Genomic DNA, 23,011 nt, shown 5'->3' with positions numbered 1-23,011 from the left:
AGTTTTTAATGATTGGACGTAATGATCCATGCCGTTGCGGTAGTGGCAAAAAGTATAAAAAATGTTGCGGATCAACAAAAACAGATTTGATAGGCATGATTGTCAATGAAGAATTAGATCACGTATTGACAGGTTTTTTCGATAACTACCCAACCGAATTCGAACAGGAAGAAATGAACATACTCATGAGGGAATGGTCAAACCGCTTGACGGATAGTTGGGAGAAAGAGCATGTTGAAGAAGCTTCGAGTGAATTTTATTTATTCATCAAAAACAACAAAGGTTGGCATTCCTATATTGCTCAGCAACTCGCCCGAACAAAGAGAGAAGTTGTTAGGAATGTGTTGATAGAGTGGGACGAGCCTTTAATGCTGTTGGCAGAAATTACAGAAGCGGATACGGACTTTATTCATGTGAAAACATTATTCGATGACTCAACCTTTAAAATGACTCGCAACGAAGGGATGCCTGCTGATATAGGCACATTGCTATTTGGTGTTGTCCTTCGGGATTCGAGAAAAGGCAAAAATGCAATCGCTCCAGTTTCTTCCATGTTATTTTTAGCAAAGTGGAGCAAGCAGACTAAGAAATCATTGGTCGAATTAAGAGAATCAGTATCTAAGAAGACGATGGATCAATTTATTATCGATCACGCGCTTGATATTTACGAACTTTTCATTAAAAGAAGTATGGCATCTATGAACGAACTTGTCGAAGAGGTCCTTGCCCAGGAGCAATTAAGCGCATTAACGATGTTAGATACCGCGTTGCGTAACTTAGAACAAACTGCAGACGCAAGAGAGATCATGCACAAACTGGGCGTTGCCTATTTCTTGAATGAAAACCCAGGCGTCACGGTCGAAGAAGACTTTGTCGCGGCAGCTGTTAAAACGGGTGTTGATATTGGGGTCGTACGGGGGACAGGTATGGATCAAGCGTCAATCGTAGAAAAGTTCGCGGCATCTGAAACAAGCGTCGCCGTTTATGCAGACGAGTTAGCGTCGCTCTACGCGAATATGATGGATAGTGTCGATGAACCAGTCGCAGCGCGCATTTACGATATCGGAACGGATCCGCGACCGACTGAAAAGGCGCTTTGGGAAACATCGATGACAACGGGCGGCGTGGTTCAACCCGAACGGAAACCGACAGTAGCTGGGGGGCGTGCTCAACTTTTGGCGTATGAGGCATATCAAGCGGAAACTGAGGAAGAGCGCCGAAAGCTTGCGCAAAACGCTATTGAGTTGGACAACAATAATGCGGATGCGCTTTTATTGCAGGCGGAAATCGAACCAAATCATGAACGTGCAATTGAATTATATGAAAGGGCAATCAAGAATGCGAGTCGCACTTTCGAGCCTGGCGAAAATCCGTGGCAAAATATACCGAACCGTCCGTTTATGCGGGCTGCTTTTTGTTATGGTGTCTACTTGTTTACATACGGAGATTACGATGGGGCATCGTCGTTGTTCTTGGATTTATTGAAGATGAACAAAGTCGATAACCAAGGGGCGCGTTATGAGGCGGTTGCGTCTTTAATTCATGCGAAACGATTTGAAGAAGCTGCCGAAATACTGATTCGTTATGAAAAAGGTTCTGGACATGACGCGACGTATTTATATTTGGATTGGAAGCTTGAACATGACGGGTCAGAAGGCGCTTCGGAAAATGCGGAGGAAATGCTACAAAACGCAATGAAGGCGAATAGTCATGTGATGCATTTGCAGACATTTAAAACAAAGCCTATTCCATATCCGAGACTTCAAGAGATTGTGCCTGGGAGCGAAGAAGAGGCGCGTTATATTTGGTTGTTGTTAAGTGGTGGGAGACGTGAATAACTGATTTTATATTGCGAGTACTTGACGATTCTATTGGTCAAGTACTCGCTTTTGGCTTAGACCATCGATTTCCGTTCCGGACGATTGGTTTTGCATGGTTGAAAGGTCCCGACTTGCAAGCAAAATCATTTGTGTGCAAGCAAATGTCGTATATGTGCAAGCAAACTACTAATAAAGAAGAAAACACCTATACTTTTCGAATTCCTAAAAAACTCACTTCAGTGTTTCCAAATACCCCCAAATACTAGCTACGAGTTCTCTCGTTTCAAGTTCATATGGTGTCTTAATGAAAGCTTGTCGAAAAGAGCGTGTGATTGTCTCTAACAGGGAAATACGCGGTTGTTCGCTTGCGATTTCATCGATAATAAATTCAATATACTGTTTTGCATCTTGATCAACAGGAATTTTCTTCTCGAACTTCTTCAAATTACGAATCAGCAGATCGCTGTCAATCAAACTTAATTCATTCGCATTTGTGAATTTACTTCCGAAAAGGAGGCTGTCATTGTTTTCAATCATATGGGGAATCATCGAGTCAATCCGTCTTATTGTAAATAAAGTTAGTGCATTAGGATCGAAATCTTTTTTCAAATTAGCAGCAAGTACGTGAGTCATATGTTGCATAATGCCGAGCATGATAACAGCGCAATCTGCAGCGAATGGAACAGCGGACTGTCCATATATATCTACTAATCGTTTTGAGAGCCAAGATAACTCGGCTAGATGCTGTTTTTTTGCGAAGGCGCGTAGCTCAGCATCCGCTGAATAAAATATCGCCTCTAAAATAGGCAGGAGGTTGAAATCTAGATTGACTTGTTGCCGAACAGAAATTTGTTCGGCAAGGATTGTCTTATCAGCTAGGTCTTTTCCGACTAGTAATTCACGACGGCGCATATTCGTTTCTTCTCTTCCGTTTTCTAAAATGGCAATTAGACACTCATTTTTTGAAGAAAAGTAATTATAAAATGTTCCTTTTGAAATCTTTGCAACGTCTAAAATGTCTTGCACAGATGTAGCTGAAAATCCTTTTTCTATAAATAATTGTTTTGCAACTTCAATTACCTTGCGTTTTCGTTCAATCATTTTTATCACCTTTGGACTCGTAGTCTAGTTCTGTTTATATCGGAAAACCCACTTGCAACAACAACCAATAAAACTTGGAATATAATAGTTGATTTTATTATACAGTGAGTATAACATAGGAGAAGTGATTATAAAAGAAGTGGGGGAAATAGATGGATTTGGATATTAAAAAAATGCATGAGAAACCTCCATACGGTATGCTGGCTATACTTTTCGTAGGCGCGTTCATAGCATTCCTAAATAATACGTTATTGAACATTGCACTACCTACGATTATGGATGAGTTTGAGGTGAAGCCATCTGCAGTGCAGTGGTTGACGACAGGTTATATGTTAGTAAATGGTATCTTGATTCCAGCGAGTGCCTTTTTCATACAGAAGTTTACAAATAGAAGATTATTCATCACAGCGATGTCCCTATTTTCATTAGGTACGTTAGTAGCTGTTATTGCACCAACTTTTGGTTTATTGGTAGTCGCTAGAATGATTCAAGCATCCGGTTCGGCAATGATGATGCCGTTACTGATGAATATTATGCTTGTTGCTTTCCCGGTTGAAAAAAGAGGATCCGCGATGGGGCTTTTCGGTCTCGTCATGTTTACAGCACCAGCTATCGGGCCGACACTTTCAGGTTATATTATTGAACATTATTCATGGAGAACCTTATTCGGGATCGTTCTCCCATTTGCGGTGTTTACGCTGATTTATGCAATCTTTAAATTACGCAATATCACGCCAAACCGCGACGTAAAAATCGACTTATTCTCACTCGTTTTATCAAGTATAGGGTTTGGAGGATTGTTGTACGGATTTAGTTCCGCCGGTGACAAAGGTTGGTCAGCACCAATCGTATATGGAACAATTATTATTGGCGCGCTAGCTCTTACTGCATTCATCGTTCGTCAAATTCGGATGGATGAACCGATGCTTGACTTTAAAATCTATAAGCATCCGATGTTTGCATTATCTTCAGCGATTTCAGTTGTTCTTTCAATCGCGATGTTTTCAGCAATGATTCTAACACCTTTATATGTTCAAAGTGTTCGAGGCATTTCACCCTTTGATGCTGGAATACTGATGCTGCCTGGTGCAGTATTAATGGGCATCATGTCACCAATAACAGGTCGATTGTTTGATAAATACGGTGCACGTGCGATGGCGATAATTGGTCTAACCATCACGATTGTCACAACCTATTACTTAAGTAAACTTGGAATGGATTCGGGTTATTACTATATCATGATGCTTTACACAGTCCGCATGCTCGGAATTTCAATGGTCATGATGCCGGTCATGACAAATGGATTGAATCAGTTGCCGATGGTTTCCAACCCACATGGAACAGCAATGAATAGTACCTTGCAACAAGTTTCGGGTGCGATTGGTTCTGCGGTCCTGTTAACAATTATGACAAAACGGATGGAATCAGCAGGCGCAAAACTCTTTACAGAGGCAAAAGCGTCCGGCAATGTACCATCCACAGTAGAAGGTCTTAAAGCTTTAAAAGACCAACTTGAAACACAAGCAATGCTCGATGGGATAAATTACGCGTTTTTCATTTCAACTATCGTTGCGGTAGGGGCTTTAGTATTAACGTTTTTCATTAAACGTGTCGCCCCGCCTAAAAATGAAGTGCAAACTAAATAATTTTTTTGGACTAAAAGCTCTGTAAAGGTTAGTAAACCAATGCGGAGCTTTTTGTTTTCTGGTATAGTAGGAAAGCACAAGAGTTAAAGGAGCGGTAGGTATGATACAAAGAAATGATCCATGTCCTTGTGGAAGTGGAAGAAAATATAAAAGATGTTGCATAGCTAAAAACGAAGTATCGATTGATACACTCGTTGAGGAAGAATTGCAACGCATTCTCGCTGGAATGTATGAACAACCAATTACACCTGCAGTCCATGCGGAATATGAAATTTTTCATAGAGAGTGGACGACTAAACTAAACGGTTTTTGGGACGCAAAAGAAATTGAGTATGCAGTGAGCGAGTATTTCTTTTACGTTGCCCGTCAAGACTTATGGAAACGTTATTTAATAAAAGTATTAAATGATCCAATTCGAAGCGCAGTTCGTTCGGTTGTAAAGACCTGGCAAGAACCAATCATTCTACTGGGGAATATAACTGGAGAAGAAAATGGATTAGTAGCTATTGAAGAAGTGTTGGGGGACGAGACGTATTATCTCGAAAAACAACCAGATATGCCTGTTGAAAAGGACAGTGTCGTGTTTGGGGTTGCCTTGCGTGATGAACGTAATCAGAAAAACGGGATTTTCATCATAAACTCGCTTCTGTTCGTTAAAGACGGGAATCATAGTCTGGCCAATGAAATTTCAACACTTGCAGAGTCAAGCGGATTTGGTAATCGTATTGACTTTTATAAAGCGCATATGATTGATATCTATCACAATATACTTTCCAAATCAGAGGGTTCTGTCGTGGATTTATTGAAAGGCGAACTGACAGATATCCAACAAGAAGCGGTGGATATATTCTATGAAAGACTCGAGTTTTTGAAAATCGAAGCAGACCATCCGGAGTTAATGGGAAATATTATCGTGACGTATTTATACGAAAAACAACCTAACTTTAAAAAACCTGAAGTAATAGCAGCAGCGTTTTTACACGCGCTTCTTGAATTCAATATGTTTGGCGACTACTCGATGACCCAAAGTGAATTGTCCAAACTATTTGATGTCTCCGTTAGTTCGGTGACAAATCAATCGGGCAAAATTCAAGAGTTTATCGTGGAAATGGGTAAAAACATCGGACGCATTGCACAGGATGCTTAAATGCACCTAGGTTTCCAGAGCGCCTTTCATATTTGAAGTTTGTTGTGAATAGGGTAGACCTTCTAGTAGTTGTATGACTGCTAGAAGGTTTTTTCTTTATTGGTTCGTTGTGGTGTTTGGTCGTTTGTTTGTGTGCTTTAGTCGTTTCGAATCCGTTATTGGGCGTTTGGAGTATGTGTATAGGCGTTTGTGCGTGCGCTTTAATCGCTTTGACGGCCACATTGGTCGTTTGGGCTGATTTCCGCTAAATTATTTCCATATTTTAAAAGGATTTCTTGGAAAGTTGTCGAAATAGTAAAGTTGTAAGCGTTTTCATGCAGTTTTTGTAATACAGAAAAGAAAGGGGAATGTTTATCATGCAATTGAATAACTATATCGGGGGAGCTTGGCAGGAATCTGGGGATGCAAGATATACTGCCGTGAAAAACCCAGCGAATGGGGAAGAAGTAGCCCAAGTTAGGTTGTCGACAAAAGAAGATGTGAATCAAGCAGTTGCGGCGGCGAAGAAAGCGCAAAAGAAGTGGGCGCTTGTACCGGCACCAAAACGTGCTGATTTCCTATATGAAATTGGACGCATTATGATCGAGAAAAAAGAACATTTAGCGCAGGTGCTCACAACTGAGATGGGGAAAGTGATTGAAGAAGCTCGTGGCGAAGTGCAAGAAGGTATAGACATGGCGTTTTATATGGCAGGCGAAGGCAGACGGCTTTTCGGGGAAACGGTTCCGTCTGAACTGCAAGATAAATTTGCAATGAGCGTCCGTGCGCCGATTGGTGTCGTTGGACTTATTACGCCGTGGAATTTTCCGGTCGCAATTGCAACGTGGAAATCCTTCCCGGCAATCGTTGCGGGCAACACATTCATCTGGAAACCAGCAACGGAAACACCGATGATGGCTTACGAAATGGGGCTAATCTTTGATGAAGTCGGTCTTCCCGAAGGTGTCGCCAATATTGTTTTTGGTTCGGGATCAGATGTGGGGACTGCGATGATTGAGCATCCGGATGTTCGGGTTATTTCATTCACAGGATCGACGGAAACAGGACGCCATGTAGCTGAAACGGGCGGTCGTCATTTAAAGAAAGTGTCCCTTGAAATGGGTGGGAAAAATGCGGTTATCGTCATGGACGATGCGGATGTCGATCTCGCGGTTGAAGGGATTCTGTGGAGCGCATTCGGTACGGCGGGTCAACGATGCACGGCATGTAGCCGAGTCATCGTCCATAAAGACGTCAAAGAAGAACTTGAACAAAAGCTATTAGAACAAATGAAACACCTGACAATCGGAAACGGGTTAGATGAATCCGTAAAAATTGGTCCTGTCATTAACGAAAAAGCGCTTGATAAAATTTCAAGCTATGTAGAAATTGGAAAAGATGAAGGCGCTAAACTTTTAGTTGGTGGAAACGTATTAACAGACGGCGACCTAGCGAATGGCCATTATTTTGAACCGACTTTATTCACAGACGTGAAATGGGATAGCCGTATTGCCCAAGAAGAAATATTTGGCCCAGTCGTGTCGCTCATTGAAGTTGAAAGTTTAGAAGAAGCGATTGAGGTAAATAATAGTGTCGTTTATGGCCTTTCAAGTTCTATTTTCTCGCGCGATGTCAATAAGATATTCAGAGCACAACGGGATTTAGACACGGGCATCGTATATGTCAACGCAGGAACAACAGGCGCGGAAATTCATCTGCCATTCGGCGGGACGAAAGGGACTGGAAATGGTCACCGCGATTCAGGCGTTGCTGCACTCGACGTCTTTACAGAATGGAAAAGTATTTACGTAGACTTTAGCGGTAAGTTGCAACGCGCGCAAATTGATAATTCATAAGCGGTTGGAATAATCCGTTTTGGTTCGTTTTTCATAGCATAGGAATAGGGATATTAAACAGACGTAAGGGGATGGGAGAATGAAAGTAGTCGTTCTAGGTGCAGGTTTAATGGGGAAAGAAACAGCACGCGACTTGGTGAAAAGCGAAGACGTCTCGAAAGTGTACTTAGCAGATTTGAATGTCCGTCAGGCTGAGGACTTTGCGGAAGAACTCATGTCTGAAAAACTAGATATATTGCTACTGGACGCAACAAACGATGAGCAATTAGGTGATGTTATTGCACTTGGGGATGTTGTCGTAAACGCGCTTTTCTATACGTTTAATGAAAAAGTTGCAAGGATAGCCATTGAAAGAGGGGTTCATTCGATTGACCTGGGGGGCCATATCGGTGGGGCGACTGAAGCTGTACTTGCGTTAAAAGAAAAAGCAATAGAAAAAGGGGTAACGATTATCCCGGATTTGGGCGTTGCGCCGGGTATGATTAACATACTTACGGGTTACGGTGCCGAAAAACTTGATCAAGTCAAACTGATTAAATTATATGTCGGTGGGATACCAGTCAATCCAGAACCGCCATTAAATTATAATGTCGTCTTTTCGCTGGAAGGTGTTTTTGATCATTATACGGATTCTTCACATGTAATTCGCGACGGTAAACTGAAAGAAATTGCATCACTATCTGAAATTGAAATGATTGAATTTGATAAATACGGCGAACTCGAAGCCTTCCATACATCCGGCGGTACATCGACGTTAACTGAATCATTTTCTCACGTAGAAACATTAGAATATAAAACGATTCGTTATAAAGGTCACGCTGAAAAATTTCAGTTACTTGTCGATTTAGGGTTGCTCAGTCGGGATAATAAGGTGACTGTTGACGGTAAGCAGGTCAAAGTGAGAGATGTTATGAGAGAACAATTAGCACCGCAACTTCGACTCGGGGATAAGTCGGATGCGGTACTTCTACGCGTATTGGTGAGCGGGGAAAAAGATGGTTTGCCGGTGACTTATGAATATGATTTAGTTACAGAGAAAGATACAACACAAAATGTAACAGCGATGGCAAGAGCGACAGCGAATACGATGTCGATTGTCGCGCAAATGATTGGTACGGGTAAAATTTCAAAAAGAGGTGTTTATCCGCCTGAAAAAATTGTCCCAGGAGCACCTTATATAGAGGAATTGAAAAAGCGCGGCGTAGTCATTGAAGAGTTTGTGAAGGAATACGCTTAAGCATAAATGAGTAGCTGATCCAAAAGAACTTTGGGTCAGCTTTTCAAATTGTGTAACTTTTCCTAACCAATTGCAGTCTAATCGGAATATAAGGAAGGTGAACACGTTGAAAAAAATACGTATGATTATCCTCGCAAGTCTACTTGTTGTCATAACGGGTTGTGGAACAGAAAATAAATCAGGAGGGATTGAAATTTCAAATGACGTAGCGTTTGGTGAAAAAGACTATGAAAAAATTGTGTCGCCTGCAAATGAATTAGGATTCAAGCTTATAAATGAAGTAGAAGCAGATGAAAATAATAATGTTTTCATCTCGCCAACAAGCTTATATATGGCACTGTCCATGATATATAACGGCGCGGACGGTGTAACGAAAGAAGAAATTGCCCAGGTTCTTCATTCAGAAGGAATAGACATAGAAGAATTGAACAAAGCCAATGCATCCATGACGTCTGTTCTGAATAAAGAAGTAGAAAATATTCAATTAAGTATCGCGAACTCCATCTGGTTAAATGACAAATTTACATTCCAAAAGGATTTCGCAAACAGCAACAAGAATTATTTCAATGCAGAAATCGCTGAAATAGACATCGCAGACAGTAAATCTCCCGAACAGATTAATAAGTGGGTAAAAGAAGCGACAAATGATAAGATCGAAAAAATTGTCGATTCTCCACTTGATGCCGATTTGGTGGCAGTTCTTATTAACGCAATTTATTTTAAAGGGAGTTGGACGCATGAATTCGATAAGAACGAAACTAAATCCCGACCATTCCACATTCGAGATGGTTCTGTTAAAATAATCCCGCTAATGACTATGACAGAGGAGTTTTCTTACTTGGAAAATGAGGATTTTCAAGCAATCAGCCTGCCATACGGTGAGGGAGAAATGAGTATGAAAGTGTTTCTTCCAAAAGAACACTCGAATCTGGATGAATTCAAAACGATGCTAACGAAAGAAAATTGGGTAGCTTGGCAAAAAGAGTTTGAAGTAGAAAAAGGTACAATTCTCCTTCCGAAATTTCAATTGGAATTTGAAGCTTCTCTGAACGAAGCGCTCAAAAGCTTAGGCATGACCTCTGCATTTGGTGGGAACGCAAACTTTACGAATATGATTAACGAAGACGAACCAGTATCGATTACAAATATAAAACAAAAAACATTCATCGATGTGAATGAAGAAGGAACCGAAGCAGCGGCTGTAACGGGCATTGAAATGGGGATAACTTCCATGCCAATCAATCAGCCGTTCCATATGGAAGTGAATCGTCCATTTTTCATTACGATTACAGATGACGAAACGAATACGATTCTTTTCATGGGATCGATTTCCAATCCAGTGCAAGCAAAGTAAATATACGCATTTAGCATGAAACTTACCTGTAGATAATACGTATGTAAAGGTAGCATGTGAAAGGGGATTGGGTCGATGAGCAAATATAGCATTGATGAATTTATTCGCCAGACGAAGCAAGACGAACGAGGAAATGAATTTTTCGAGCTAGAGACACCGAGAATATTAGAGGTGAACTTGAAAGACCTTGTATGGGCGAAAACGGGATCGATGATTTCGTACGCCGGACAGATCAAGTTTGAACGCGAAAGAATGTTAGAGCATGGTCTCGGGAAAATGTTCAAAAAGGCATTTTCCGGGGAAGGTACTTCCCTCATGAAAGCGACAGGAAACGGTCGACTCTATTTAGCTGATCAAGGAAAGAAAATTACGATTTTTGATTTGAACAATGAATCCATTACGGTGAATGGGAATGATCTTCTTGCTTTCGAACCAACCATTGAATGGGATATTAATTTAATGCGGAAAATGGCGGGCGTCATGTCCGGTGGCTTATTTAATGTGAACTTAAGAGGCAAAGGAAAAGTGGCCATTACCTCACATTACGAGCCATTAACATTGCTGGTCAAACCGGGCGAACCGGTTATTACAGATCCGAATGCGACGGTCGCATGGTCAGGTAATTTACAACCCGAATTCCGTACCGACATCAGTTTTAGAACATTATTGGGGCGGGGAAGCGGGGAGTCGTTCCAAATGGAGTTTTCCGGAGAAGGATTTGTCATCGTTCAGCCTTTTGAAGAAGGTTTGGCGGCACCACAACCAACTTCTTAAGGTGATTAGGATAGCGAAGAGTGCGCAATCATAACGATTCAGCACTCTTTTTTTAAATTGGAGAAGATACTTGCATTTCGATACATAAGCGAGTAATATAATGACTAGTTGACCGAAACCGTTTTATGGTCAGTTGGTAAAACGCAACCAGAGGTGAGGTGGCAAAGTGGATCGAAGGCAAGAAATATTAAACGCAGCGGAAAAATCATTCTCAATGTTTGGTTACAAAGCGACGACGATGGATCAAGTCGCAAAAATCGCGAATGTAGGTAAAGGAACCATCTATACATTTTTCGCTAACAAGGAAGAATTGTTCAATGCGATTATATTAAAAATGGTTAATGAGATGAGGGTCGAAGCAGATAATGTAGCAGTTGAAGGGGATTCATTTGAAAAAAATGCCCATGCACGTCTGATGCAAATGCTCAAATTTCGGGAAACACATTTATTATACGCCAAATTGATCGATGAAGAAAAGGAAATTCGCACACCTGCTGTAACTGAAGTGCTTGAATTCATAGAAAAAGAAATTGTTTCTTTCATAAAAGAAAAGATTGAAAAGGCAATCGACAAGGGAGAATTGAAACCTTGCGATACCGAACTTATTGCATTCTTATTGTTCAAGTCATATATATCCCTCGTTGTCGATTGGGGAAAAACACATGACCATGAACTTGACGAAGAACGCATTGCAGATTTACTGAGCGGGACCATTTTTAAAAGTCTCTTAGTATGAGACTTTTTTGTTTCAATAAAAATGACCGTTTGAAGATATTAGTCAACCAGTATTAAGGAGATGGAGTAGTTTTGATCAAAGCAGAATGGAAACAACTTTTAAGAACGAAGAAATTAGCGGTGCCGATGATTGCGATTTTATTCATTCCGGTGTTGTATGCGGGAATGTTTTTATGGGCGTTTTGGGATCCGTACGAAAACATGAATGACTTGCCTGTTGCCATTGTAAATTCGGATGTCGGGGCAGAAATGGATGGCGAGCAACTTAAACTTGGTAAGGATTTATCAAAAACGTTAATCGATGACCAAACATTTAAGTTTTCAAATGCAACAAAAGAAGAAGCAGAAAAAGGACTTAAAAATCAAGATTACTATGTCGTCATTGAAATTCCTGAAAACTTTTCAGAACATGCGACTACATTATTAGATGATAATCCTGAAAAACTAACGATTATTTATAAACCAAATGAAGGCTACAATTTCTTGTCTGCGCAAATCGGTGAAACGGCAATGGATCGAATTCGGGCAGAAGTGAATGAAAAAGTGGCATCCACCTATGCTGAAAAATTATTCGATTCAATCGCGGAAATGGGAAGCGGATTTGGCGATGCAGCAGACGGTGCATCTGAATTGCTAGATGGATCGACTAAGCTTGCAAATGGGGCTGGAGAATTAAAAGGGTATCTCGAAACACTTGCGGGAAGTACTGTTACGTTAGCGGATGGAACAGAAAGTCTTGCCCGCGGTGCTGAAAAAGCAGCAACAGGTGCACGTGAATTAGATGCCGGAATGGATTCCCTATCATCGGGGTCTGCGGACCTTCTTGCAGGTGCGAATTCAGCATCCAAAGGTTCAGCAGAATTAAATGAAGGCATTAAAAAATATACGAATGGCGTCAGCCAACTTGCAGCAAGCTATAGCCAAATCGGCGAAAAAGAAAGTGAGTTTACAAACGCTGTAAGTGAATTAAATGGAAAAACGAAAGAGTTGAATGGGGCAACAACCCAATTAGCAGCAGGTGCAGGAAGTTTAAATGAAGGCTTGACAGGCTTGGCCGCTCAACTGGGACCATTATTAGAAGCACTGCCTCCAGAACAACAAGAGGCGCTAGGTGCAGCGCTCAATCAATTGAAAGATGGAAGTGCGAATCTATCCGCTGGACTGCAGGAACTATCTGCGGGAACGGTTGCGTTAACGGAGGGAACCTCCCAATTGAATACAGCATCACAAGGCCTTGAAAGTGCACATAGTCAAGCATTAGCCGGACTACAAGAGTTGAACGGCTCATCGACAACATTACGTGATGGTGCAGCTTCATTGGCGTCAGGTAATGCAGAATTAGCAACTGGACTCGACACATTTTCTAAGGGCATCCAATCCGCGAAAGCGGGATCAGCGGAGCTAGCAACTGGACTCAGTTCATTAACGGAAGGAACCGAATCACTGCGTACGGGATCAAACACGCTTGCTTCCAAATCCAGAGAACTCGCTGATGGCACAAGCACGTTAGTCGATGGAACGGGAGAACTAACTGATGGGATGTCGACGCTTCAAGGGAAGTTGGCAGAGGCCAATGATAAAGCCAATGAAGTGCACCCGACAACAAAAACGTATGAAATGGCAGCATCGCCAGTTGATGTTGAAGCGGCGGGTATTAACCCTGTGCCGAACTATGGAACAGGATTCGCGCCTTATTTCATCTCCCTTGGCTTATTCGTTGGGGCATTACTATTATCAATCGTCTTCCCGTTAGTAGAACCAGCGCTAAAACCAACAGGCGCATTCGCATGGTTTTCAAGTAAAGTATCTGTGCTAGCCATTGTAGGGCTACTTCAGGCTTTAATCGCGGTGGGTATTGTTAAATGGGGACTCGGTATGGAAACATATAGTACGCCATTGTTCATTTTGACGGCGATTATTACTAGCTACACATTTATCGCACTCGTTCAAATGCTTGTGTCAATTATGAGTGATACCGGGCGATTTGTAGCCATTCTCATTTTGATTTTACAATTAACAACAAGTGCTGGAACATTTCCGCTTGAACTCATACCAGCACCGCTACAAATATTTAATGCGTTCTTGCCAATGACCTATTCAGTATCTGCTTTTAAGGCTTCCATTTCGACGGGGGATATGTCATTCCTTTGGGTCAATAACGGAATCTTACTCGGATACACCGCAGTGTTTCTGGCAGTGACGTTTGGATACTTTGCGCTAATATTCAAGAAAAGACATTCAAGAGAAACAGCAGTCGAAGCGAATTAAATGATTTAGTGCTCCAAAGAAAGAGCGAACTTCTCTTTCGCTCTCTGTTCGCTTTCCTGCGGACGAGCGCCGAGCCGCTTCGTCGCTACGCTCCTGCAGGGTCTTGGCTAAGGAAAGAGCGAACTTCTCTTTCGCACTTCGCTGATTCCGCGGGAGTCTCACGACTGCGCACTAAATCAGGGAGTAATGATATAAAATCTACTTTTTCATACTTTTTAAGTGGTCTTATTTCACCGTGTGTACCGGTGTAATAGGGCTTCTTTTTATTTCATTAAGAACCTACATAATCTCCGCCGTCTATATGAATTGTTTGTCCGGTCATATAACTTGAATCATTAGACGCTAAGAATACATAAGCCGGTGCATTTTCCGCAGGTTGTCCGCGGCGTTTCACTGGTGTATCGGATCCGTGTTGTTGAACTTTCTCACCATCAAATGTAGCGGGAATAAGTGGTGTCCAAATCGGTCCGGGTGCGACAGCATTGACGCGTATCCCTTTGTCCGCTAAATTTAACGCGAGCGAGCGGGTGAATGAAGTAATTGCACCTTTTGTAGCCGAATAATCCAATAATCCAGGGGAACCATTATAGGCTGTCACGGAAGAAGTATTGATAATAGCATCGCCGTCTGTCATATGTTTTAAAGCCGCCTTCGTTAAATAAAACAAACCGAAGAAATTCGTTTCAAATGTTTCGCGCAGCTGGTCTTCAGAAATATTGGCGATATCATCCTGTGGAAACTGTTTGCCGGCATTATTGACAAGAATGTTTATACCGCCAAACTCTTTAACAACCTCATCAATAATCCGCTCGCAATTCTCTTCTTCGCTTATATCTAGCCGAATTTTAACTGCTTTAACTCCGAGATCCTCAATCAGTTTAATCGTTTTATCCGCATCGACATCTTCGTTTTCATCCAGATAACCAATGGCGACGTTAGCGCCTTCTTTTGCATAAGCGATGGCAACGGCACGTCCGATTCCGCTATCTCCACCTGTTATTAATGCGTTTTTTCCTTTTAACTTCCCGGAGCCTTTGTAATTCACATCATCATAAATGGGTGCCGGATCCATCTCTGCTTCGATACCCGGCTGTTGGTCTTGTGTTTGTTTCTGAACCTGTTCATCCGCTTTTTCATATTTCTTGTTTGTCATCTCGAAAACCTCCTCTATACAAAAATTATTCCCTGATATGGTCGGCGTAAACAAGTTCTTAGAAACAGAAAAAACGGCCAGGCGTTTTTCACACCCGACCGTTCTAAAGGCATCACTTAAAAGAAAAACAATCCAATACTAATCACGACGCCGCTGAGTAGCAGAACAAATACACAGTACCCCATGATATCTTTCGCGCGAAGTCCAGCGATTGCGAGTGCTGGAAGCGCCCAGAATGGCTGGATCATATTCGTCCACGCATCACCCCACGCAATCGCCATCGCAGTTTTAGAATAGCTAACCCCGAGTGATTGTGCCGCATCAAGCATGATTGGTGCTTGTACTGCCCACTGTCCGCCGCCTGATGGAACGAAAAAGTTTACGAGACCCGCCGAGTAAAAAGCGAACAACGGAAACGTTGCTACAGTTGAAATACTAACAAACCATTCGGACATAACGCCCGCAAGCCCAGATGTAACCATCATGCCCATAATACCTGCATAGAACGGGAACTGAAAAATGATTCCGCCGGCTGTTTTGACCGCAGTCGCAATTGCGGCAAGAAACTGTTTCGGTGTTCCGTGGAAAATAATTCCGAGAATAAAGAAAATCAAGTTAACGATATTTAAGTTCAAATCGAATCCATTAGTTGCGAAATGCTGCACGAGATAAACGAGACCGAGCGCCCCGATTAGCATCGAAAGCAATACGCTGTTTTCAAGTCTATCTGCAGGTGTTATTTTATCTTTGATTTCTTCGACTTCAACTTCAACCTCATCTTCCAACAACTTTGGGTCGATGGAAAACGTATCTGCCGGTTTAGGCATCATCAAACGATTCAAAAGAGGAACGGTAATAATGAGTGCAATAACAATGATAATATTATAAGTCGAAAAAATTGTTTCAGATGTCGGAACGACACCCATAATTCCGGCGAAAGGATGATCCGCAGTTGCGATGGAAAGGGGGATTGACCCAGCTAGTCCACCATGCCAAATAATGAAGCCGGAGTAAGCGCCTGCAATTAACAGGCGGTAATCCACCGTTGTAACTTTTTTAGCGATTTCTTTCGCAAAGAGTGCTCCGATAACAAGCCCGAAACCCCAGTTGATCCAACACGCAAGCAAAGATACGAACGAGACAAGCAGGATTGCGGACCCCGGTGATTTCGCGAGATTCGCTAGCGTGCTTAATAACTTTTTAAATACTGGACTGATTGCTAGAACATATCCTGCAACAAGAACAACGACCATTTGCATTGTAAATGAGAGAAGCCCCCAAAAACCATCTCCCCAATGCACAACCATATCGAGCGGACTGGAATCAGTTAGCCCGACGCCAAGTGCGAATACGAGCAATGTCAGAATCGTGACAAAGACATATGGGTCTGGTAAATACCGCTCCATAATTGTATTCGACCATTTACTTAAAACTTTCATATGGAAAATCCCCCTTTAAATCTATCTAATTTCTTTCAACCATAGTTTACTATAGAAAATAAATTAAAACGACCCTATATTAGTATATTTATAATTATAGGACAATAAAAAACGGGATCTTCCACAAATTATGTGGAAGTGTCCCGTTTTAGTTGCCAGTCTGTAGATTAATATTTTGCACGGATGTCGGAAGTCCTAAATAATAGCCTTGCACAGCATCGACACCAAGTTCTTTCAAAATACTATATTGCATTTTTGTTTCGACACCTTCAGCAATGACGTATAGTCCCATTGATTTACCGAATTGAATCATGCCTTCAACGAGCTTTTTTGTCTGTACGTTGGTCGAAATGGACTGAATGAAAAACTTATCGATTTTAATCTTTGATATCGGCAAGTCCTGCATATAACGAAATGAAGCATAGCCAGTTCCGAAATCATCCAGTGCGAACTCAATGCCTTCGCTTTGCAAATCGTTCATTTGCCGGAAGATGGAGCTTTCTTCTTCCGCCTTAAAAGCAAACTTCTCAGTGATTTCTAGTTGAATTAAAGAAGGTGGGCAGGAAGCTTTCGTTAAGATTTGCATAATTTCTTTTTTGAAGTTTGGATTACTGAATTCGCGAACTGACGAGTTCACTGAAATAATGAGATTATGACCCTCTGCCTGCCATTTTGCAGCAAGCTCGGCCGCTTCTTTTAGAACGAACGCACCAATCTTATGGATGAATCCATTTTCCTCAGCAATGGGAATGAGTTCGTCAGGGGAGACAGTACCAAGTTCGCTATTATTCCAGCGGACTAGCGCCTCATATAAAATCACTTTTCCAGTAGAAACATCTACTTGTGGTTGATAAACCACTTGCAACTCATTCTCAATGATGGCTGTTTGTAGCTTTCGATCAATTAAAGCTTTTCTGTTCAACTTTTTATGGGATGCGGCTGATAGCGTTCTAATTCTTCCGCCGCCCTGGTCAATGGTTTCTCTTGTAGCCGTCATAGCAGTCTTCATCAAATGCGTATATGTAGGTTGGTCTTCTGGATAACGGACGATACCGCCGCTAACAGACAACTCCAATGCCGTATGGTTAATATAAATTGGATGCATTTTAAGAAAGTCTAGGAAACCTTCAACATACCAACTACCAAACTGTGTAAGAATGACAAATTCATTGATACCAATGCGTGCGATTGAATCATCCTTGAAAAAACGCTTCATTCGATTTGTAAAAGTCTTGATAATTTCTTTCGCTTCATCATCAGTGTGAAGGTCTTTCAATGTGTAAAAATGATCAATTGTGATATACACAAAAGTAAAGTGATCTTGTTTCGCGATTAACCGATTTACTGTCGATTCTAAACTATGGCGGCTCATTAATCCCGTTTCATAATCGACGTAAGCGATTTTTTCGAGTCGATCACGGAGTTGAACGTCTTCAGTAATATCCATTTCGAAGAGGACAATCGAGACAAGTCCCACGTCTTGATAATGGATGGGAATCGCAGTCATATTGACGAAGTATTGTTCGCCAAAACGGTTAACTTTTTCAACCGTACCGGACCATGCGTTTTTGGAGGAAAGCTGCTCCCATATTAGGTGGGCTTGGTCTTGTCCTTCTGTAGTTTCAGGGAACATCTGCCAAATTGTCTTCCCTAAAACTCGCTTTGGCGTCCACTTGCTCGTTTCTAAGAATAAATTATTCGTGTACGTAATCGCGCCGCTTGTATCCAAATAGGTCGTCATATAGTATTGTTCTAGACTTTCTAAGATGTTAGGTAAATCTTGTGCGAGTTTTTCGTAGTCCAAAGTATATTTACCCCTTTCCCGACGTTCTATATTACCATTATAGTGAAGATTGACAAAAAATACATGTAATTTTTGAATTGTAAGAGGAGGAATGCAAAATGAACAGATTAAAAGGAATTGTTATGATAATCGTGGGGGCTATGTTGTGGGGAGCATCAGGGCCGATGATTGAGTGGTTATTGGACAATACCGAGATGACCGTTTCGTTTATGCTTGTCATTCGACTCTTTTTTGCGGGTGCTTTATTATTAACGATGTTAAAACTGCAGGGCAAAAAAATTACCTTACCTTGGCGCTCCAAATTTTGGGCGAGTCAATTACTTATATTCGGGATTGTTGGAATGCTAGGTGTTCAATACACATTTGTTGCGACGATTAATGTGAGTAGTGCAGTAATTGCGACGCTATTCCAATTTTTAGCGCCAATTTATATTATTTTATATGTTTCTTGGATGCACCGGAAATTTCCACCGATCGCTCAGGTAGTAGGAATGTTCGTCACGTTAGTCGGCTTGTTTTTCCTGTTAACCAATGGTTCGTTATCTGGGATTACCATCAGTAAAGAAACCGTATTGTGGGGACTTGTACTTGGTTTCACGTTTTCATTTTACACGCTTTATCCTTCGCGGCTTATGCACGAGTGGGGTGTTCTCGTTTCAGTTGGATGGGCAATGCTGATTGGAGGCGTTGTCTTGTTAATCATGAATCCAGTAACTGTTGTTAAGCAAAGCTATTTACTTACAGATTGGAACACGGCGCTCATGTTATTTCTAATCATTATTGTCGGAACAAGCGCATTTATCCTGTTTCTCGCCAGTATGAAATACATATCGGCTATCGAAACAAGTATTTTATCAAGTTTCGAACCGTTGACCGCCATTATTGTTTCTATGTTTTGGTTTGGTCAAGTGCTCGGCGCTTGGCAATTAGTCGGAGCAGTTGTCATGTTAGTTGGCGTCACGCAAATCTCGATTGCAGGTAGTAAAATTAAAAACGAAGCAGACATGCCTCCTAATAAATAGAAAACCGACCGAGACTTTATCCTCGGTCGGCAAGATGATGACTATCCATTCCATGTTATCAAATTAGAAGCGGTTGTCGCGTGGGTCTAAATTATTATTAGTCCTTTGCGTCTTGTTATTCTTGTTCCGATTCTTAATTTGATTCACGTCAATTTCAGTTCCGAATTCAACACGATTTTTGTTCTCGTTTTGATTGTTGTTGCATGGGGTTTGATTTCGGTTTCTGTTGTCGTTGTTTGTCATGGATATCCACCTCCGTATCCCTTACTATGTGCACATTAAGGCTACTTTATCCATGAAGTTAAGGGAAATAATAAATAGAAGTAGTTTTTGAGTATAGATTCCTTCATAAAGAGAATAATATTCACATGTTCTTAAAAGGGAGGAATCGTATCAATGGATTCAATTAGAGCAATAATCATTAAATTCATTATGATTACAGCGGTGATATGGATTGTTTTTGGGTTATACGGATTTTCATTTGGAGATATTATCGTTTCAAGTGTATTATTAACCGGTGTTTCATATATAGTGGGTGACCGAATTATTTTGCCGAGATTTGGAAACGTTGCAGCAACCCTTGCCGATTTTGCGCTGGTGTTTATCATGCTCTGGTTCCTGGGTTCTTATTTATTTGAACCGATAGTCGGCTTGGGAACGGCATCATTTATCGCAGCCCTCATTATTGGTGTAGGCGAGGTTATGTTCCACAGGTATTTGGAAAGGGAAGTACTAGATGAAATTCCTATACCCGAAGACTATGACTTCAGACGTTTGATGCAAACTGAATTCGGTTCCGAAGAAGATTTTATGAGTAATGATAGAGACTTGCTTGACGAAGAGAAAGCTTGGTTGGAAAGAGAAAAAGATGATTACTATAGTGATTGAAGACATAGAAAAACCGGCATCCTACATAAGGTGCCGGTTTTTCGTGCATTAATTGACAAAATAGAGAAGGTCCTCATCGGTATCAATAATTTTTAAATTCGCTGGAATTTTTATGTGAATGATCAGCGACCTGTGTTCCGAGGAAAAGCTATTAGACTGAAACTGCCGATTTTTCATGAGTTGTTGCAATAAAGCAGCGTCATAGAAAGAAGTGGCAATCGTTGTATCGCTCCTTTCGCTCCTAGGTTTTTTCGGGAGTGTCATTGTATTTTTAGTCCAAACTGGTTTTGCGATATCAATATAATTTGAGAAATCATAATCATCTACAATGAGAAGTGGTTTATAAAGAAACTCCTCAATCGTTTGATCTCCGGACCGTTTCCGCTCAATATAAATAACTGGGCTACTTCCTTCATATGGATTATTTTCCCATCGAAATGTTAACGTCTGCCCTGCAGGATGCGTTCTTTTTTCAAGTAGTAAATCAGAATGAATTGCTTTTTGGTTGAAAATATCGTCCTCAATTGAATAGCCTTCATCATACCGTTCGATTTTTTTAGGGTGTGCGGCTGAATTTATTTTCGGATAAAATACTTCGGTAACAACAACAGAAACGAATAGCACTCCGATGAAAATTGCTAACACCTTAAAATGTGTATTTCTTCCGATGATGATGGCGGCCTTACGATTTTTTTGCTTCATCATCCGGTAACCGAGGATTAATATACCAACGATTATAATTATTGGAACTAGCGCTATGTTCATGAATTTCTCACCTCTAATCGGTTGGTAATAAGTGTCGAAAGCGTAAATAACGCAAGAACTGTTCCGCTAATTTTCAAGATAAACAATAGGGCGGAACGTTCATACCCAAAGAATTGAACGATAGCTAAGGCATATTCTGCACCGTTCCAATAGCCATTCATAGAGGTGAAAAGTATCCATAAAACTACGAATAAGACGATGAATAGCTTATTGGCCTGGATAAGTGAACTAATTGAATAACCAATTAGAAAGAGAAGTAGAACATAAGAAATCGCAGTAATTAATTGTAGTAATAAATTACTTGGATTTTCTACGATTGAGGATGCGTAAACGACCATCTCCCCGTGAACTAAAAATCCGAAAAGTTTAATAGCAGAACTGGATAGCACCGCACTAATCCCTGCGACTAATGATGCAAAAAGCATAAATAGAAAGTTAGCGAGATGATTACTAAGTCGAGTTGTAACAAATGAAAAGGATTCGCTCTGTTTAGTTCGGTTCGTTAGCATTATTCCAATAACAAATGCCCAAACCATCGCGATTACAATATTTGTATCATTGGAAAGCGTAATGATTGAAACGTTCGAGTCATCCGAAGAATAGTAAAAACTATGGTCGGTTCCAAGTATCGATAAAAAAATTGCCCCCACTTGCAAAAGGACAAAGGTTGAAAAGAAAGCTGCATTCGCATTCAATTTAAAACGGAATTGCTTTTTCACGATGTCTTCAAGTGTTGGTTCATTCAAATACATCATCAATTCCTCCTTTCGGTTGATCCGTTAATGCGATATAGGCGTCATTTGCGGAAACTGATGCAATGGCTATACCGTCCAACTTCATTTGCTCAAGTTCTGCTTGCGTGCATGTATTTTGAATGATCCATTCCGAATAAGGACCGACGTTGTTCATACCAAACACTGATTTACCTTTTGTATGAAGCGCGAGTTTCTCTTTTTTACCCGTAATTGTTATGAACATTTCCTGTAATTCGGTAATCGAACCATGGAAATGCGCATTGCCTTTATGGACAAGTAAAACATCTTCGAGGATATCTTCAATTTCTTCGATGTGATGACTGGATAACAGAATTGTTCTCGGATGGGCGATGTAATCCTTTAATAAAGCACGGTAGAAATCTTTTCGGACAGATGAATCCATTCCAGTTGTTGGTTCATCGAAAATCGTTAGTGCACAGCGAGCGGATATGCCGATGATCGCATTGAAGGTGCTCTTTTTACCTTTAGATAATTGAGCATGGCGCGCATTTGGATGAAAACCAAAATAACTGATTAGGCGTTCAGCCAATCCGGCATCCCAATTGGCATAAAAGCGTCTGCATTCTTTTAAAATGTCAGTTACTGTCATCGGGTACGGAAAACTCATGCCGTCATCAACTAAAATTGAATTCGCGGATACTTTTAAATTATTGAAGGGCTTTTCTGAAAAAACCTCCACTTTACCCGATGTTTCTTCTATAAATCCGACAATGAGTTTCATAAGTGTCGTTTTCCCTACGCCGTTGCGTCCGATTATGCCAGTCAGCACGCCTTGTTTGATTGTGAAATTCATTTCATTGAGAACGGTGTGTGTTCGATAAACTTTAGTTACATTTGTAAATTCAACAACATTCATTTAGTTCCCTCCTCTTTTCCCACGCGTTCTGCCTCGATCATTGATAGTAAATGGTGATTGCTTACGCCTAGCAGTTCCGCTTCATCCAGCAATTCAAGGATTAGCTTTCTTAATGTTTCACTTTTGCGTTTAATAAGTAACTTTTCTCGACCATCTGGAGATACAAAAGTCCCAAGACCACGTCTTTGGTAAACAATTTCTGCTTCTAGCAACAAAGTCAGCCCCTTCCCGGCAGTCGCTGGATTAATATTGAAAAGCTCTGCAAGTTGATATTGTGAGTATACTTTTTCGTCAGCAACCAAGTTGCCCTCGATTATTTCTGTTTCAATCCAATCGGCAATTTGAATATATATCGGTTTTGTGCCACTTACTTCAAGCAATCGCGTCACCT

At 41.1% G+C, this 23,011-nt stretch carries 19 protein-coding genes; 11 read left to right on the top strand and 8 right to left on the bottom strand.

Going from position 1 to position 23,011, the window contains the following annotated elements; genetic code table 11:
* Positions 1-8 precede the first annotated feature (8 nt).
* Positions 9-1,838, top strand: coding sequence for an SEC-C metal-binding domain-containing protein (locus J4G36_RS11840; protein WP_210470573.1), 1,830 nt, complete (start codon positions 9-11; stop codon positions 1,836-1,838).
* Positions 1,839-2,051: 213 nt separating this feature from the next.
* Here J4G36_RS11840 and J4G36_RS11835 read toward each other — a convergent pair whose 3' ends face one another.
* Positions 2,052-2,921 carry a TetR/AcrR family transcriptional regulator gene (locus J4G36_RS11835; protein WP_210470572.1) on the bottom strand — a complete coding sequence of 290 codons (870 nt, stop codon included), beginning with the start codon at positions 2,919-2,921 and terminating at the stop codon, positions 2,052-2,054.
* A gap of 173 nt (positions 2,922-3,094) precedes the next feature.
* Between J4G36_RS11835 and J4G36_RS11830 the strand changes: the two genes are divergently transcribed.
* From J4G36_RS11830 to J4G36_RS11795, 8 genes are all read left to right on the top strand, one after another.
* Complete coding sequence (locus tag J4G36_RS11830) at positions 3,095-4,567, top strand: DHA2 family efflux MFS transporter permease subunit (protein WP_246880592.1); 1,473 nt, start codon at positions 3,095-3,097, stop codon at positions 4,565-4,567.
* Positions 4,568-4,667: 100 nt separating this feature from the next.
* Positions 4,668-5,714: an SEC-C metal-binding domain-containing protein gene (locus tag J4G36_RS11825; protein WP_210470570.1), complete on the top strand. Its 1,047-nt coding sequence runs from the start codon at positions 4,668-4,670 to the stop codon at positions 5,712-5,714.
* 356 nt (positions 5,715-6,070) lie between these two features.
* Entirely contained in the window at positions 6,071-7,549 is a 1,479-nt protein-coding gene (locus tag J4G36_RS11820; RefSeq protein ID WP_210470569.1) for an aldehyde dehydrogenase family protein, read from the top strand.
* 79 nt (positions 7,550-7,628) lie between these two features.
* Positions 7,629-8,786, top strand: a complete 1,158-nt coding sequence (locus tag J4G36_RS11815; RefSeq protein WP_210470568.1) for a saccharopine dehydrogenase family protein — start codon at positions 7,629-7,631, stop codon at positions 8,784-8,786.
* Between the two features lie 106 nt (positions 8,787-8,892).
* Positions 8,893-10,140 carry a serpin family protein gene (locus J4G36_RS11810; protein ID WP_210470567.1) on the top strand — a complete coding sequence of 416 codons (1,248 nt, stop codon included), beginning with the start codon at positions 8,893-8,895 and terminating at the stop codon, positions 10,138-10,140.
* 75 nt (positions 10,141-10,215) lie between these two features.
* Positions 10,216-10,914, top strand: coding sequence for an AIM24 family protein (locus J4G36_RS11805; RefSeq protein ID WP_210470566.1), 699 nt, complete (start codon positions 10,216-10,218; stop codon positions 10,912-10,914).
* Positions 10,915-11,080: 166 nt separating this feature from the next.
* Positions 11,081-11,650 carry a TetR/AcrR family transcriptional regulator gene (locus J4G36_RS11800; protein WP_210470565.1) on the top strand — a complete coding sequence of 190 codons (570 nt, stop codon included), beginning with the start codon at positions 11,081-11,083 and terminating at the stop codon, positions 11,648-11,650.
* Positions 11,651-11,721: 71 nt separating this feature from the next.
* Entirely contained in the window at positions 11,722-13,917 is a 2,196-nt protein-coding gene (locus tag J4G36_RS11795) for a YhgE/Pip domain-containing protein (protein ID WP_210470564.1), read from the top strand.
* Positions 13,918-14,188: 271 nt separating this feature from the next.
* Here the strand turns inward: J4G36_RS11795 and J4G36_RS11790 are convergent, their stop codons facing one another.
* The 3 genes from J4G36_RS11790 to J4G36_RS11780 form a co-directional block, all read right to left on the bottom strand.
* The gene (locus tag J4G36_RS11790) at positions 14,189-15,070 is read right to left on the bottom strand and encodes an SDR family oxidoreductase (RefSeq protein ID WP_210470563.1); all 882 of its coding nucleotides are present in this window, start codon (positions 15,068-15,070) and stop codon (positions 14,189-14,191) included.
* Between the two features lie 116 nt (positions 15,071-15,186).
* Positions 15,187-16,509 carry a short-chain fatty acid transporter gene (locus J4G36_RS11785; protein WP_210470562.1) on the bottom strand — a complete coding sequence of 441 codons (1,323 nt, stop codon included), beginning with the start codon at positions 16,507-16,509 and terminating at the stop codon, positions 15,187-15,189.
* 148 nt (positions 16,510-16,657) lie between these two features.
* Entirely contained in the window at positions 16,658-18,313 is a 1,656-nt protein-coding gene (locus J4G36_RS11780; RefSeq protein WP_246880591.1) for a sensor domain-containing protein, read from the bottom strand.
* Between the two features lie 98 nt (positions 18,314-18,411).
* On the opposite strand from J4G36_RS11780, the gene J4G36_RS11775 reads away from it, so the two are divergent.
* Both J4G36_RS11775 and J4G36_RS11770 read left to right on the top strand, forming a co-directional pair.
* Positions 18,412-19,335 carry a DMT family transporter gene (locus J4G36_RS11775; protein ID WP_210470561.1) on the top strand — a complete coding sequence of 308 codons (924 nt, stop codon included), beginning with the start codon at positions 18,412-18,414 and terminating at the stop codon, positions 19,333-19,335.
* Between the two features lie 396 nt (positions 19,336-19,731).
* Entirely contained in the window at positions 19,732-20,223 is a 492-nt protein-coding gene (locus J4G36_RS11770; RefSeq protein WP_210470560.1) for a YndM family protein, read from the top strand.
* A gap of 48 nt (positions 20,224-20,271) precedes the next feature.
* On the opposite strand, the gene J4G36_RS11765 is transcribed toward J4G36_RS11770, so the two are convergent.
* Genes J4G36_RS11765 through J4G36_RS11750 form a run of 4 tightly spaced genes read right to left on the bottom strand, consistent with a single transcriptional unit; the run spans position 20,272 to position 23,000 of the window.
* Positions 20,272-20,988, bottom strand: coding sequence for a hypothetical protein (locus J4G36_RS11765; protein WP_210470559.1), 717 nt, complete (start codon positions 20,986-20,988; stop codon positions 20,272-20,274).
* A complete protein-coding gene (locus J4G36_RS11760; RefSeq protein WP_210470558.1) occupies positions 20,985-21,740 on the bottom strand; it encodes a hypothetical protein in 756 nt (251 codons plus the stop codon). Before J4G36_RS11760 ends, J4G36_RS11765 begins: the two co-directional genes overlap by 4 nt.
* On the bottom strand, positions 21,727-22,620 hold the full coding sequence (locus tag J4G36_RS11755) for an ATP-binding cassette domain-containing protein (protein ID WP_210470557.1): 894 nt from the start codon (positions 22,618-22,620) through the stop codon (positions 21,727-21,729). The genes J4G36_RS11760 and J4G36_RS11755 overlap by 14 nt, the downstream gene beginning before the upstream one ends.
* Entirely contained in the window at positions 22,617-23,000 is a 384-nt protein-coding gene (locus J4G36_RS11750; RefSeq protein WP_210470556.1) for a GntR family transcriptional regulator, read from the bottom strand. The genes J4G36_RS11755 and J4G36_RS11750 overlap by 4 nt, the downstream gene beginning before the upstream one ends.
* Between the last annotated feature and the right edge of the window lie 11 nt (positions 23,001-23,011).

This window comes from Sporosarcina sp. 6E9, assembly GCF_017921835.1.
Lineage (GTDB): Bacteria > Bacillota > Bacilli > Bacillales_A > Planococcaceae > Sporosarcina.
This window is presented reverse-complemented; position numbering and strand designations above follow the sequence as displayed.

What these genes read in the sequence shown, in the direction of transcription:
- J4G36_RS11840 (WP_210470573.1), top strand. Translation starts at nt 9, where the DNA reads ATGATTGGACGTAATGATCCATGCCGTTGCGGTAGTGGCAAAAAGTAT.
- J4G36_RS11835 (WP_210470572.1), bottom strand. Translation starts at nt 2,921, where the DNA reads ATGATTGAACGAAAACGCAAGGTAATTGAAGTTGCAAAACAATTATTT.
- J4G36_RS11830 (WP_246880592.1), top strand. Translation starts at nt 3,095, where the DNA reads ATGCATGAGAAACCTCCATACGGTATGCTGGCTATACTTTTCGTAGGC.
- J4G36_RS11825 (WP_210470570.1), top strand. Translation starts at nt 4,668, where the DNA reads ATGATACAAAGAAATGATCCATGTCCTTGTGGAAGTGGAAGAAAATAT.
- J4G36_RS11820 (WP_210470569.1), top strand. Translation starts at nt 6,071, where the DNA reads ATGCAATTGAATAACTATATCGGGGGAGCTTGGCAGGAATCTGGGGAT.
- J4G36_RS11815 (WP_210470568.1), top strand. Translation starts at nt 7,629, where the DNA reads ATGAAAGTAGTCGTTCTAGGTGCAGGTTTAATGGGGAAAGAAACAGCA.
- J4G36_RS11805 (WP_210470566.1), top strand. Translation starts at nt 10,216, where the DNA reads ATGAGCAAATATAGCATTGATGAATTTATTCGCCAGACGAAGCAAGAC.
- J4G36_RS11790 (WP_210470563.1), bottom strand. Translation starts at nt 15,070, where the DNA reads ATGACAAACAAGAAATATGAAAAAGCGGATGAACAGGTTCAGAAACAA.
- J4G36_RS11785 (WP_210470562.1), bottom strand. Translation starts at nt 16,509, where the DNA reads ATGAAAGTTTTAAGTAAATGGTCGAATACAATTATGGAGCGGTATTTA.
- J4G36_RS11775 (WP_210470561.1), top strand. Translation starts at nt 18,412, where the DNA reads ATGAACAGATTAAAAGGAATTGTTATGATAATCGTGGGGGCTATGTTG.
- J4G36_RS11770 (WP_210470560.1), top strand. Translation starts at nt 19,732, where the DNA reads ATGGATTCAATTAGAGCAATAATCATTAAATTCATTATGATTACAGCG.
- J4G36_RS11765 (WP_210470559.1), bottom strand. Translation starts at nt 20,988, where the DNA reads ATGAACATAGCGCTAGTTCCAATAATTATAATCGTTGGTATATTAATC.
- J4G36_RS11760 (WP_210470558.1), bottom strand. Translation starts at nt 21,740, where the DNA reads ATGTATTTGAATGAACCAACACTTGAAGACATCGTGAAAAAGCAATTC.
- J4G36_RS11755 (WP_210470557.1), bottom strand. Translation starts at nt 22,620, where the DNA reads ATGAATGTTGTTGAATTTACAAATGTAACTAAAGTTTATCGAACACAC.